Annotated in this window: 13 protein-coding genes and 1 pseudogene; 7 read left to right on the top strand and 7 right to left on the bottom strand. The window is 75.3% G+C overall.

Annotated features, from left to right (window positions below):
* The 3 genes from PATMI_RS26130 to PATMI_RS0100245 all read left to right on the top strand — a co-directional run.
* Positions 1 to 1,732: VanW family protein (locus tag PATMI_RS26130; protein ID WP_036725037.1), on the top strand; the 1,732-nt coding region annotated here is incomplete at its 5' end.
* Positions 1,733 to 1,861: 129 nt separating this feature from the next.
* Positions 1,862 to 2,293 carry a cupin domain-containing protein gene (locus PATMI_RS0100250; protein WP_026909401.1) on the top strand — a complete coding sequence of 144 codons (432 nt, stop codon included), beginning with the start codon at positions 1,862 to 1,864 and terminating at the stop codon, positions 2,291 to 2,293.
* A 3-nt stretch (positions 2,294 to 2,296) separates the two neighbouring features.
* Positions 2,297 to 2,668, top strand: a complete 372-nt coding sequence (locus PATMI_RS0100245) for a hypothetical protein (protein WP_026909400.1) — start codon at positions 2,297 to 2,299, stop codon at positions 2,666 to 2,668.
* A 67-nt stretch (positions 2,669 to 2,735) separates the two neighbouring features.
* Here PATMI_RS0100245 and PATMI_RS0100240 read toward each other — a convergent pair whose 3' ends face one another.
* On the bottom strand, positions 2,736 to 3,422 hold the full coding sequence (locus PATMI_RS0100240) for a hypothetical protein (protein ID WP_026909399.1): 687 nt from the start codon (positions 3,420 to 3,422) through the stop codon (positions 2,736 to 2,738).
* A gap of 74 nt (positions 3,423 to 3,496) precedes the next feature.
* On the opposite strand from PATMI_RS0100240, the gene PATMI_RS0100235 reads away from it, so the two are divergent.
* Positions 3,497 to 4,402 (top strand): short-chain dehydrogenase/reductase, encoded by a 906-nt coding sequence (locus tag PATMI_RS0100235; RefSeq protein ID WP_026909398.1) that lies wholly within the window; start codon positions 3,497 to 3,499, stop codon positions 4,400 to 4,402.
* An 18-nt stretch (positions 4,403 to 4,420) separates the two neighbouring features.
* On the opposite strand, the gene PATMI_RS0100230 is transcribed toward PATMI_RS0100235, so the two are convergent.
* The 4 genes and pseudogenes from PATMI_RS0100230 to PATMI_RS38740 form a co-directional block, all read right to left on the bottom strand.
* Positions 4,421 to 4,675, bottom strand: a complete 255-nt coding sequence (locus tag PATMI_RS0100230; RefSeq protein ID WP_026909397.1) for a DUF3253 domain-containing protein — start codon at positions 4,673 to 4,675, stop codon at positions 4,421 to 4,423.
* A 106-nt stretch (positions 4,676 to 4,781) separates the two neighbouring features.
* The gene (locus PATMI_RS38080) at positions 4,782 to 4,991 is read right to left on the bottom strand and encodes a hypothetical protein (RefSeq protein ID WP_026909396.1); all 210 of its coding nucleotides are present in this window, start codon (positions 4,989 to 4,991) and stop codon (positions 4,782 to 4,784) included.
* Between the two features lie 148 nt (positions 4,992 to 5,139).
* Positions 5,140 to 5,457 (bottom strand): hypothetical protein, encoded by a 318-nt coding sequence (locus PATMI_RS38075; protein ID WP_026909395.1) that lies wholly within the window; start codon positions 5,455 to 5,457, stop codon positions 5,140 to 5,142.
* Positions 5,458 to 6,004: 547 nt separating this feature from the next.
* Positions 6,005 to 6,253: pseudogene (locus PATMI_RS38740) on the bottom strand (SanA/YdcF family protein); the annotation flags it as partial.
* Between the two features lie 347 nt (positions 6,254 to 6,600).
* Between PATMI_RS38740 and PATMI_RS33475 the strand changes: the two are divergent.
* Both PATMI_RS33475 and PATMI_RS33470 read left to right on the top strand, forming a co-directional pair.
* Entirely contained in the window at positions 6,601 to 7,317 is a 717-nt protein-coding gene (locus PATMI_RS33475; RefSeq protein WP_026909393.1) for a hypothetical protein, read from the top strand.
* Positions 7,314 to 7,883 (top strand): OmpA family protein, encoded by a 570-nt coding sequence (locus PATMI_RS33470; protein WP_051470874.1) that lies wholly within the window; start codon positions 7,314 to 7,316, stop codon positions 7,881 to 7,883. The genes PATMI_RS33475 and PATMI_RS33470 overlap by 4 nt, the downstream gene beginning before the upstream one ends.
* Positions 7,884 to 7,907: 24 nt before the next feature.
* Here PATMI_RS33470 and typA read toward each other — a convergent pair whose 3' ends face one another.
* Both typA and PATMI_RS0100190 read right to left on the bottom strand, forming a co-directional pair.
* Positions 7,908 to 9,752, bottom strand: coding sequence for a translational GTPase TypA (typA, locus tag PATMI_RS0100195; RefSeq protein ID WP_026909392.1), 1,845 nt, complete (start codon positions 9,750 to 9,752; stop codon positions 7,908 to 7,910).
* A 130-nt stretch (positions 9,753 to 9,882) separates the two neighbouring features.
* Complete coding sequence (locus PATMI_RS0100190) at positions 9,883 to 11,985, bottom strand: cutinase family protein (protein ID WP_026909391.1); 2,103 nt, start codon at positions 11,983 to 11,985, stop codon at positions 9,883 to 9,885.
* Between the two features lie 103 nt (positions 11,986 to 12,088).
* Here PATMI_RS0100190 and PATMI_RS0100185 point away from each other — a divergent pair, with 103 nt between their 5' ends.
* A complete protein-coding gene (locus tag PATMI_RS0100185) occupies positions 12,089 to 12,955 on the top strand; it encodes a S1 family peptidase (RefSeq protein WP_026909390.1) in 867 nt (288 codons plus the stop codon).
* Positions 12,956 to 13,008: the final 53 nt, after the last annotated feature.

Below are 13,008 nucleotides of genomic sequence, written 5' to 3'. Positions count from 1 at the left end.
GCGCCCGCCCCGCTCGACCGGCACCGCCCGCGCCGCCGCCATGCGGCCGCCGCGACGCATCTTCGGGCTGCCGCTCGTCGCGATCGTGCTGCTCGGCGTGGTGTTGGCCGTGGTCGTCACGTCGCTCGTCGTGCGCGAGGCGCACTCCGGCGAGGCCCTGCCCGGCACGCGGGTGGCACGCATCGACGTCGCCGGCATCTCGGCCGAGCGGATCGAAGAGCGCCTGCGCCCCGTCCTGGGCGCCCAGCGCACGGTGCTGCTGCGCGCCGACGGCGACATCGTGCCGGTGAAGGCGTCGGACCTCGGCTACGCGGTCGACCTGCCGGCGACGGCGCGGGCCGCGGTGGCGGCCGGGCACGGGGGCGGCCTCGACGCGATCGTCGGGCCGCTGCGCGGGCTCGTCACCGAGCGCGACGTCGCGGTGCGGTCCACGTTCGACACCGCCAAGGCGCGCAAGGCCCTCGCGCCGGTGGCCGAGAAGGTCAGCCGCAGCGCGTACGCCGGGGCCCTGAAGGTCGACCCGGAGTCCCTCGAGGTCTCGACGACGAGGTCGCGGCCGGGGCGGACCGTCGACACCGCCGAGCTCGTCTCCCGGATCCGCAGCGAGCTGCGCGCCGGCCGCCGCGGGCCGCTGGACGTGCCGCTGAAGTCCGTCCCCGCCGTCCCGGAGTCCCGGCTGCAGGAGGTCGCAGGCCAGGCCGAGGACTACCTGCGCCAGCCGCTGCGGCTCACCGGCGCCGGGACGCCGCTCACGCTGTCGACCGCCCAGACGGCCGACCTCCTCGCGCTCGAGAGCCGCTCCGCCGGGCGGAAGGCCGTCCTCGGCGCGGGCGGCAAGGCGCTGACGGCGCTCCTGGACCGCATCGAGAACCGGGGCCGCAAGCTGCCGCGCGACGCCCGGGTGTCGGCGCCCGCCGGCGGCGCGAGCCTCACCGCGAAGGGCGAGGTCAGCTGGCGGCCGAAGCCGGCGTCGGTGACCGTCCGGCCCGGTCGCACGGGCCGCGAGGTCCGGCGCGACCTGCTCGCCCAGCGGATCGAGGCGGCGGTCCAGGCCGGACGCCACACGGTCGCCGTGCCGCGGAGGACGGTGCAGCCGAAGGTCACGTCCACGACCGCCCGGAGGATCGATGCGCTGATCGGCACGTTCACCACCCCGTACGTCGCCGGGCAGCCGCGGGTGAAGAACATCCAGCAGATGGCCCGCACGGTCGACGGGACGGTGATCGCCCCGGGCGCCCAGTTCTCGCTGAACGGCATCACCGGCGAGCGGACGAAGGCCAAGGGCTACGTCGAGGCGCCGTTCATCTCGAACAACAAGATCGAGCCGTCGGTCGGCGGCGGCGTGTCGCAGTTCTCGACCACGATGTACAACGCCGCGTTCTTCGCCGGCCTGCAGATCGACGCGCACCAGCCGCACAGCCTCTACATCGATCGCTATCCGCCCGGCCGCGAGTCGACGCTGAACTTCCCCGACATCGACATGCGGTGGACGAACGACACCCAGACGCCGATCGTCGTCCGCACGAGCTACGACGACGCCGGCGTGACGGTGCGGCTCTACGGCGACAACGGGGGCCGGCGCGTGACCGCGAAGCCGGGCGACCGCCAGAAGGCGGACGGCGGCGACTTCCAGATCACCGTGACGCGGACGATCCGGTACGGCGACGGCCGGACCGTGTCGTCGGACTCGACCACGCGGTACGAGAACGAGCAGGAGGGGCCGTCGGAGTGACGGCCCGGCCGGAGCGGTCCGCCGTCCTCCGGCCCGCACCGTCCGCCGATCGTCGGACCCCACGGCCGGGGCGCGAGCGTCGTCGCGCCAGGACGACGATCGGCGGCCCCGCCGCGTTAGGGTCCGGCCATGCCCGAGTCCTTCTCCACCGCCACGCTCGCCGGGGCCGCCCCGGAGCGGTTCCACCGGCTCCGCAAGCCGCTCGGCGTCACGAGCTTCGGCATCAACCAGATGGTGCTCGAGCCCGGGCAACGGATGCGGATCCACCTGCACGAGCAGCAGGAGGAGGTCTACCTCGTCCTCGCCGGCCGGCTGACGATCGAGATCGAGGGGGAGGAGCACGACTTCGGCCCCGAGGAGCTCGTCCGCATCGCGCCGGAGGTCCGCCGGCGGCTGCTGAACCGCGGTCCGGACCGCGTCTCGCTGCTCGCCCTCGGCGGCTCCGGCGAGCACGAGCCGCGCGACGCCCGGGCGTTCGCGGACTGGGACGCCGAGCCGCAGGCCGTCCCCGACGTGCCGCTCCCGGACGACCTGCCGGCCGCCGAGCTGCGGAGCGCCTGAGCGATGGCGTCGCAGGACCCCGCGCCGGACTGGAAGCGCAAGGGCACCCACCGCGTGTCGCGGGTGAAGGCCGTCGGGGGCACGCTCCGCGTCGCCGGCGACCGCCTCGTGTTCCTGCCGTCGGAGCTCGAGCGCCGCATGCACGCCGAGGACTGGTCGCTCGCCCTGGCGGACATCACGGGCTTCCGGGTCGCCCCGGTGCGCGTCGCGGACGCGATCGTCGGCGGGCTGCGCCCACGGCTCGCGCTCGACGTCGGGCGCGGGACGACGCACCTCTTCGTCGTCCCGGACCCGAGGGCGGCGGCGGAGGAGCTGCTCGCGATCGCGGCCGAGGCGGCCGTCGACGCACGGGTCCGCGCCGAGGGCGGCGCCTGAGCCTTCGAGCGCCGGTCCCGACGACGTCGGTCGACGCGGGACCGGCCCCGAGGACGGCGGCGGGGCGTCAGTCGTCGTCCGGGACCGTCGGGTCGGTCAGCGGGCCGGACATCGACCGGCCGTCGCGAGCCCACAGGTTGACGCGGCCCGCGCCGTCGGGGTACTCGCCCGCGGCGACGCGGAACGCGCCGTCGGCGCCGTAGAGCTCGAGCGTCGCCGGGTCGCGCGGGGCGTGCGGGTGCTCGTCGGCCCCCGACGAGTCCGCGGGACGCTGGCCCAGGCGGGCCCGGAGCACCCCCACGTCGTCCTGCAGCTCGATCCCGGTGCCCCCGTCGGGCCACACGCCGACGCCCGCGCGGTAGGCGCCGTCCCGGTCCCAGAACTCGAGGCTCGCGTCGCGGTCGTCCTGCGGGCCCTCCGCCAGGAGCGCCCGGAGCCGGCCCGCCCCGTCCCAGACCGAGAGCCCGGTCGGCCGCCCGCCGCCCTCGCCGAGGCTGATCCGGTGGTTGCGCCCGGCGTCGAACAGCTCGACCGACGAGGACCCGTCGATCCAGGTGCCGAGCGCCGCGCGGAACGTGCCCGCGCGATCCGCGAGCTTGATCGCGGCGGAGCCCTCCGGCTCGACCGCGACGGTCGCGCGGATGCGGCCGTCGGCGTCGGCCAGGTCGAGCGCGACGCCGCCGTCGGGCGTCACCCCGAGGCGGGCGCGCACGGCCCCGGAGTCGTCGACGAGCTCGAACGCGGTGGAGCGCATGCTGGAGGTCCGAGTCGGTGGTCGCCCCCGGATGCACCGCGGCGTTCCCGGACCGGACATGGGACCCTGACCCGATGTCGCCTCGCGCCCGGCCGTTCCCGGAAGGCCTCGCCGGCCGACGCGTCCTGATCACCGGTGCGGCCCGGGGGATCGGGGCGGCGCTCGCGAGGGACCTCGCTGCACGCGGGGCGCGGGTGGCGCTCGTGGGACTCGAGGACGAACGGCTCGCGGCGCTGTGCACCGAGCTCGACGACCAGGCCCCCGCCGCCGGCCCGCACGCGTGGTTCCCCGCCGACGTCCGCGACCTCGACGCCGTGTGGTCCGCCGTCGCGGGGGCCGTCGAGCGCTTCGGGGGCCTCGACGTCGTGGTCGCCAACGCCGGGATCGTCAACCTCGGGACGGTCGCGGGGTCACGCACCGAGGACCTGCTGCGCACGATCGACGTCAACCTCCAGGGCGTCGTCCGGACCGTCGGCGCCGCGCTCGATCCGGTGATCGACGCCCGCGGGCACGTCCTCGTCGTCTCCTCGTCGTCCGCTCTGGGGCCGACCGCGGGCATGGCCGCCTACACCGCGAGCAAGGCGGGCGTGGAGGCCTTCGCCGACGCGCTCTCGCAGGAGCTGCGGCCGACGGGGGTCAGCGTCGGCTGCGCCTACCTCGGCTGGGTCGACACCGACCTCGTGCGCGACGTCGATGCGCTGCTGCCGTCGCTGCGGCTGCTGCGCCGTCGCCTGCCGTGGCCCCTGCGCGCGACGACGTCCCCCGAGGTCGCCGCCGCAGCGCTCGCCGACGGGATCGCGGACCGGCGCCGCAGGGTCATGGTGCCCCGCGGGCTGGGCATCCTCCGCTGGACCCGCCCGGTGCTGACGAGCCGCGCGGGCGAGGCGACGATGGGGCTGCTCGGGCACCGCCTGCTGCCCCGGATGGACCGCGAGTCCCGCGCGCTCGACCGCCGGTTCGGGGCGAACACGCCAGACTGAACGGGAACGTCCGCCCGTTCACGGGCGCGCGAGGCGGATCGGCCCCCGTGCACCGGCCGGATCTACGCGCTCGCCGCCCTGTCGCACCTCGAGCCGGCCCGCCGCGGCCTCGTCGGCCGCGACCCGCCGCACGTCGTCCATCAGGGCGCGCCAGTCGCCGTCCGGCCGCAGGGCGCGGGCGGCCTCCGACGGGCAGATCGTCGTCCCGTCGGCCCGGCCGTCCAGGAGCCGGTCGATCGCGTCGGCGATGCGTGCGTCGGACGGGACGGCCATGCGCCGAGGCTAGCCCACCGGCCGTGCGACGCCGCGTGGGACGGGCCTGCACCGACTCATCGATCGGCCGGCGCCCGGCGGAAGGTGTCGCCGCCGCAGCCCGCGATCAGTCGGGGTCGGTGCGCCCGGCCTCGTCGAGTCGCACGAGGAAGTCGTCGAGGACGTCCTGCGTTGCCGAGAGCTGGCTGCGCAGGCGGTCCAGCGCGTCGGCGGCCCGGCGGGCTGACGCCGGGTCCTGACCGGCGGCGCCGGCCTCGACGGTCCGGGGCTGCGGGACGGCGGGACGGCGTTCGATCGGGGAGCGTGATGCGGACATGCGGCGGATCCCCGACAGCGGGTTGCAGGGCGTGGGCGCCGCCTTGCGGGCGGACGCGCACGGGCATGATACGGGGCTCGTACGGAGCCGTATAGGCCCCCTCCGTGGGAATCCGCAGTGGTCGACCGGGACGGGCCCGGGGTCGGCGTCAGTGGTCGAGCTCGGCGAGCAGGTCCAGGACGACGGTGAGCGACGCCTGGATGCAGCGACGGGCGGCGACCAGCTCCGTCGCGGCGGCGACGCCCTGCGGCCGTCGGGCGGCGGCGTCGACCCGTTCCTGGAGGAGCCGGATCGACGCGGTCAGCGCGTCGATCTCGTCGATGGCCTGACGCGAGCCGCGACGCAGCGACGGGCCGATGCTCCTCGTCCGCTCGAGGACAGAGAGGGCCTCGGCGCGGAGCTCGCTCGGCGAGTGGACCCGAGCCCGGTCGCCGCCGTCCGGTGGTGCGCCGTGCTCCGTGGGCACCACGAACCGGTGGACCCCGCCCGGCGAACCGGTGGCCGGCGCTGCGGAATACCTGCTGGTCGGCTTCACTGCTGGTCCTGGCGGGTCGGCGGGCTGGGGTGGGTCCGAGGCAGGTCCGGGTCGGGGCCCCGTGACCGCGTCGGCTCCGGTGCGGACTGGTCCACCCCGGAGGTCGTGCGCCGGCGACTCCCGCGCGCGCGAGGACGGCCCGGCCCTGATTCTTCGACCGCGGAGGCCGACTGGATTCGCGTGGTCGACGGTTGTTCGACCCCGCGGGGTGCGCCTGGCGCGGAGCGGGCGTCGTGCGCGACGCCCGTGGCGGTCCCGTCGGACCCCAGCTGCCGCGGCCGTCGCCCGCGATCGGGTGCGGCGGCCCCAGCAGCACGTGCGCGTCCGTCACCTGCGTCACCACGCTCTTCGTCCGGGCGAGGATCTCGCGCAGGTCGCTCCTCTGGCCCTGTCGTCCGTAGTGGTGCAGGTCGCTCGTCACGCCCTGGACGTCGAGGCCCGACGCACGTCCGAGGTACAGCGCGCGGGCCATGTGGAAGCCCTGCGTGACGACGATCGCGTCGCGGACCCCGAAGACCTCGCGGGCGCGCACCATCGTCGCCCGCGTGTCGACCCCGGCGTGGTCGGTGAAGATCGCGCGGCCGGGAACGCCGGCGGCCTGGAGGGCCCGGCGCATGGTGTCGGGCTCGTCGTAGCCCCACGTCAGGTGATCCCCGGAGACGAGGATCCGGCGGACCTTGCCGGACCGCCACAGCTGCAGGGCCCGGTCGACGCGGTCCTGCAGCATCCCGCTCATCCGGCCGTCGGGGTTCACGAGCGCACCGAGGACGATCGCGGTCTGCGCCGGGCGCACCCGGGCGACGTCGTCGGTTCCGCCGGTGCCGCGGGCGAGCACGTAGCCGTTGGTCGCGGACACGACGGCGGCGACGGCGAGCACGAGCCCGAGGACGAGCCGGGCGAGCCGTGATCGCGGGAACGCACGCATGCGTGCAGCGTACCCCCGCCGTCCGCGGCCCCGCGCCGGGTCGTGCGCGCGCGGTCCGGCGCGCCGTGTCGCGGGGCGTCACGGGACCGGCACGAAGTCGGTGCGGTTCGCGGGTCCCGTGCAACACCGTCGTCCCTAGCGTCGAGGCCATGCCCGACCGCCCCGCAGGACGCCTGCCCACCTCCGACGGACCGTCCCGTCCCCGCCGGCCCGGCACCTCCGGCCGCCGGGCCCGCCGGTTCGCGCTGATGGTCGTCGCGACGAGCTCGTTGGCCCCGCTCGCGGCGTGCGGCGGCTCCGGCGCGGACCCGGACGCCGCGTCCGCCCCTGCCGGGACCGCCGCCGTGCGGGCGGGGACGCGCGGCGCGGACCGCTCGGCCGCGTGGCCGGGCGGCGCGGAGGACCGCGACGTCGTCGCCCGCCGCACGGTGGCGGTCCGCCGGGCGCCCGACGCACGGACGTCGACGCGCCCGCGGGCGGACCTCCTGATCCGCGGGCTGACGGTCCGGGGGCGCGTCGCCACCCTGCGCTTCACCGCCGTCCTGCACGACTGGGACTACGAGGAGCCGCGCACCGATGGCGGCTCGCCCCCGTCCGCCCCGGCGCTCTACGACATCAATCCGGGGAGGAACACGGACACCGTCAGCGCCCAGCTGATCGACCCCGTCCACCTCCGGCGCCACCTGCCGCTCCAGGACAGCGAGGGCGAGGAGCTCGCGGACATGAACTTCGCGGGCCAGAGCGGCGAGGGGCAGGCCATGGACGCGAGCTGGATGTTCGCCGCGCCGCCCGAGGGCGTGGACGCGATGGACGTCCAGGTCGGGAGCTGGCCGGTCTTCCGCGAGGTCCCGGTGACCCGCCGATGACCGTCGTCGGCAGCACCCCGGCCGGGGTGCTCCGGGGCGTCGCCGTCGGTGTCCTCGGCGTCGCGGTGCTCCTCGCCGGCGGAGGCGCGGCGCAGGCCGAGCCGACCGCCGACGAGCTCGCCGCGTCCGTCGTCCCACTCTCCGCCCCGATCGAGCTGCTGCGGCCGGGGTCGACCGTCCGGCCGGTCGCGCCGCGTCCGCGTCGGGGGCGCACGGCCGTGCCGGCCGACGTCCTCTTCGACTTCGGCCGGGCGTCCGTGCGGCCCGTGGGCCGGCGGGCGCTCGTCCGGCTCGCCCGGTCGGTCGCGACCGGGACGGGGGTCCTGCGCGTGGTCGGCCACACCGACGGCGTCGGGGACGACGCGGTCAACCGGGCGCTCTCGCGACGTCGGGCGCGGGCGGTCGCGGCCGTCCTGCGCCCCGGGCTGCCGGGCGTGGTCCGGATCGTCGCCACGGGCCGCGGGGAGGACGATCCGGTGGCCGACGAGACGACGCCCGACGGCGAGGACGATCCCGACGGCCGGGCCCGCAACCGCCGGGTGGAGCTCCGGGTCGTCCGTCGGTGAGCGTCGGGGCGGGGCCGCGGGGGCTCAGGCCTTGGGGGCGTCCCCGCGCTTCTTCTGCTTCTGCGCCTTCTGGCGCTCGCTCGTGTTCAGGATGTTCTTGCGCAGCCGGACGTTCTTCGGCGTCACCTCGACGCACTCGTCGTCGGCGATGAACTCCAGCGCCTGGTCGAGCGTCATCTCGCGCGGCGGCACGATCTTCACGAGCTCCTCCGACGTGGCGGAGCGAATGTTCGTGACCTTGCGCTCGCGGACCGCGTTGACGTCGAGGTCCTCGGCGCGCTTGTTCTCGCCGATGACGGAGCCCTCATAGACCTCGTCGCCGACGGAGACGAAGAGCGTGCCGCGGTCCTGCATCGAGATCACGGCGTAGCCGGTGATCTTGCCGGTGCGGTCGTTGACCATCGAGCCGGCCTGGCGGGAGCGGATCTCGCCGGCCCAGTCGGCCCAGCCGTCGAAGATCGAGTGCATCATGCCCGCGCCGCGGGTCGTGGTCAGGAACTCGGTGCGCACGCCGATCAGGCCACGCGCCGGGATCCGGAAGTCCATGCGGATCCAGCCGGTGCCGTGACCGCTCATGCCGAGCATCTGGCCCTTGCGCTCCGCCATCAGCTGCGTGATCGCGCCGAGGTGCTCCTCGGGCGTGTCGATCGTGACGGCCTCCTGCGGCTCCTCGCGCTTGCCGTCGTCCTTCGTGCGGACGAGGACGCGCGGCTTGCCGACCGTCATCTCGAAGCCCTCGCGGCGCATGTTCTCCACGAGCACGGCCAGCTGCAGCTCGCCGCGGCCGTGGACCTCCCACGTGTCCGGGCGCTCCGTCGGCTCGACCTTCAGCGACACGTTGCCGATGAGCTCCTGCTGGAGGCGCGCCTCGATCATGCGGGCGGTCAGCTTCTCGCCCTCGCGGCCGGCCATCGGCGACGTGTTGACGCCGATCGTCATCGCCAGCGACGGCTCGTCGACGGTGATCGGGGGCAGCGGGCGCGGGTCCTCGATCGAGGTCAGCGTGTCGCCGAGCTCGATGTCGGGGAAGCCGGCGATGGCCGCGATCTCGCCCGGGCCGATCTCGTCGGCCGGGACCCGCTCGAGGCCCTGCGTCTTGAAGAGCTCGCCGACCTTCGCCTTGGTCTCGCTGCCGTCGCGCTTGACCCAGAGGACCTGGTCGCCGCGCTTCAGGGTGCCGTGGGCGATCTTCGAGATCGCCAGGCGGCCGAGGTACGGGGAGGCGTCGAGGTTGCCGACCTGCGCCTGCAGCGGGTGGTCGGGGTCGAACGTCGGGGCGGGGATCGCCTCGAGGACGCCGTCGAGCAGCTCGGAGAGGTCGGCGCCGAGCTCCTCGGGACGGATGCCCGCGCGGCCGTCGCGGCCGATCGCGTAGTAGACCGGGAACTCGAGCTGGTGGTCCTTGGCGTCGAGCTCGAGGAAGAGCTCCTCGACGTCGGAGACGACCTGCTCGATCTGGGCGTCCGGGCGGTCGATCTTGTTGACGACCAGGATCACGGGCAGATCGGCCTCGAGCGCCTTGCGGAGCACGAAGCGCGTCTGGGGCAGCGGACCCTCGGCCGCATCGACGAGCAGGACGACGCCGTCGACCAGGGCCAGGCCGCGCTCGACCTCGCCGCCGAAGTCGGCGTGGCCGGGGGTGTCGACGATCGTGACCGTCGTGTCGCGCCACTGGATGACCGTGTGCTTGGCGAGGATGGTGATCCCGCGCTCGCGCTCCTGGTCGTTGGAGTCCATGATGCGATCGGAGTCCTCGCCGCGGTGCAGGGCGCCGGACTGCCGGAGCATCGCGTCGACCAGGGTGGTCTTCCCGTGGTCGACGTGGGCGACGATCGCGACGGTGCGCAGGTCTGTACGTGCGGAAGGCATGCGACGGGGAAGGATAGGGATGCGGACCCTCCCGCCCCGCCCCGACCCCCCGCAGTCGTGCGGGCGGTGCTTGACACGGACGAAGCCGGCCGGTATTCGGGACGGCCCCGCGGCCGTCCCGTGAACCGTCTCAGCGGCGCTTCGGGCAGCGCCCTTCGACGAGCCGCACCGCCCGACGGCCGTGACGCCGGACCGTCGTGCGCTTGGCGGGCCGGACGACGACCGAGCCGGTGCGGACGGACTGCGCCGTCCGGCCCAGTGCGTCGGAGGTGGCGACGCGCAGACGCAGGCGGGTGCACCGCGGCACGCGATCGAGCGTCAAGGAATAGGCCGGGCGGTCCTTCTTCGGGCTCAGCGTCGCGAGCACCGCGGACCCGTTCATGACGCGGTAGACCGCCGGGGCCCCCGCCAGGGGGCGCTTCCAACGGATGCGGAGCGCACCGGGCTCGCGACGGACGTTGATCCCCGTGGCGGGGCCGACCGCAGCCGGGGCGCCGGCGCCGATCCCGACGGGCCGTACGGCGCGGCCGGCGCGGCCCTGCGAGTCGGTGACGGTCAGCGTGACGTCCCCGGTGTAGGGCGCGGCGTACGTGTGGGCCACGACCGGCGAAGCCGTCGTGGCCGTCTGGCCGTCGCCGAAGTCCCAGGCGTAGGTGAGGGTGTCGCCGAGCGGGCTGTCGGAGCTCGCGGCCGAGAACCGCACCGGGACACCGACGAAGCCGCCGGTGCCCTCGCCACCGTCCCCGGCGGTGCGCGGGCGAGCCGCCGTCCGGGTGCGGGCGGCGGTCGGGGCACCGGCGTTGCGCTGCAGCGTGGCGATGATCGACTGGGCGACCTGGCCCGGGTCGCCGACCGTCACCGACGTGCCCGAGGTCCGCTGGGAGATCGCGGAGAAGGCCGCCTGCGTGTCCGTGTCGTCGCCGACGACCATGGTGTGGACCGGGACGCCCAGCAGGTTGGCCCGTCGGATCGTCGCGTCGAGCGTGCTCCCGGTCACGGGTTCCGGGTCCTTCGGCGGAGCGTCGCCGACGAGGACCACCGCCTTCGACGCCGGTGCGCGCCAGCTGACGGCGAGGCCCTGGTTCAGCCCCGCGAAGACGGACTCGGCCCAGTCGCCGCCGCCGTCCGCGTCGAGGCGCCCGAGCGCTGCGGCGAACGTGTCGGCATCGGGTGTCAGATCGGTGACGAGACGTGCCTGGAAGGCGGAGTCCTCGTCGGGCTCGTCGCGGTACTCGGTCAGCGCCGCCTGGAACGACGTCGTCTGCGACGCCAGCTGGGCCCGGATCGCTGCGACGTCGTCACGAACGCTCGAGATGGCGTCGTCCATCGATCCGGTGGAGTCGATCACGAAGCTCACGTCGAGCGGCGTCAGGGACGCCGTGGGACGGGACAGGCCGAGCAGGCCGCGGTCCGACAGACGGGCGCGCAGCCACTGCGCCGCCTTGTGCGCCTCGTCCTCGGGGTAGCGGAGGTGAGCGTTCACGTCGAATCCCTCCGTGACGACCGTGGGCGTGAGTCCCCCGAGACCTCCGCCGACGATGCGAAAGCCGATCGGCCCCTGGCACACGGGGTCGAGGCTGCGGCAGTACGAGACCACCGGGACCTCGGCGGGGAACTCCGGCCGGGACCCGCGGACGCCGCTGCGGTCGGGGTTGAACGAGCCCTTCACCGCCCGTGACGACGGGTTGAACCGCGGGTCGCCGAAGAGCACGACACCGAGGATCTTCTTCCGGACGTCCGGGGCGACGCGCGGGAGCTCGTCGCCGATCGCGTCGGCGCCCTGCGAGTACCCGGTGAGGATGACCTGCGCGCCGGGGCACTTCGAGTTCAGGGCGCTCAGGACGAGGCCGAGGCTGCCTTCGCCGTCCTTCCTGCTGACGTCGTACTCCATCGTGTAGTAGAAGCCGCCCTTGCCGACCTTGATCGCCGCGTACGGGACGTCGGTCATCGACACGTTGGCCCAGACGTCGGCGCCGACGAGCGAGGAGAGATCCGTGAGCACGGTCCTGGCCGGATCCTCCTGCGGCATCCCGTGGCGGGGGTGGCGGAGGTCCGTCGGTCCGGTCTGCCCGGAGCCGCGCACGTTCACGGCGACGACCGGGCGGCACTCGGGAAGGTACTTCGGGTACTTCGGGCTCGCCGCCGCGGACGCTCCTCCGGGGGCCGCCAGGCCGAGGAGGCCCGCACCGGCGAGGGCGGTGACGAGCAGTGGTCGGGAGCGTGGACGCAGCACCGCCCGAGTACACCAGCGTCGCGCGGACGCGACCATCCGCCAGACGACGGATCTTGAGCGTTCGCCGCGGCGCGTCGGCCGCGGTCCCGTCTAGGCTGCGGTGATGTCCCGAGTCCTCGTCGGCCTCCGGCCCCGCGGCCCGATCGTCGTGCGGGCCGTGGCCGGCGCCGCGGTGCTCGTCTGGACGCTGATCGGCATGCCGATCGTGGCGGCGCCGGCCGCGATCGTGTCCGGCGTGCGGGTCGAGCCGTCGAGCCGGCCCGCGGTCGTGCGGCTCGCGGAGGCCTGCACCGCGACGCTCGTCGCCCCGCGGCGGCTGCTGACGGCGGCGCACTGCGTCTCGCACGTCGTGCCCGGGACGACGGCGGTGCGGATCGGGGGCGCGCGGTACGTCGCCGTCCGGGTCGCCCGTCATCCCCGGTTCCAGTACCTGACGCCCGACTTCCCCGCCGAGCCCTACCGCGATCTCGGACTGGTCGAGCTCGACCGCGACGTGACCGGGGTCCGGCCGATCGCGGTCGCCCGCGGGCACGTCCGGGCGGGGCAGGAGGTCGAGCTCTCCGGGTACGGCACCGGCAGGGCGGACCGTCCCGGCGACTACGGGGTGCTCCGTCGCGCGAGGCTGGTGGTGCGGTCCGCCGCGGTCTGCCGGCGCGAGCTCGGGCGCGCGGCCCCCGGCCAGGGCGCCCAGTACCGCGGCCGCGTGATGCTCTGCACCCAGGACGCCGACGGGCGCCGGCCGTTCGCGTCCGGGTGCTACGGGGACAGCGGGGCGCCCCTGACCCGGACGACGCCCCGGGGCCGGACCGTCGTCGTCGGGGTCGACTCGTGGGGCGTGGCGTGCGGGACCCGCGATGGCGACCCCGAGGTCTTCGCCCGCGTCTCCGCGGAGCGCCGGTTCCTCGAGGCCACCGATCCGGGGTGGACGACGGTCCCGATCGAGGAGCCGTTCGTCCCCGGTCGGTTCTGAGCCGCTCCGACGGCGAGGCTCCCGGGCGGCGCCGCGGGCGGGACCGGAGGCCC

Source organism: Patulibacter minatonensis DSM 18081, from assembly GCF_000519325.1.
GTDB lineage: Bacteria > Actinomycetota > Thermoleophilia > Solirubrobacterales > Solirubrobacteraceae > Patulibacter > Patulibacter minatonensis.
This window is presented reverse-complemented; position numbering and strand designations above follow the sequence as displayed.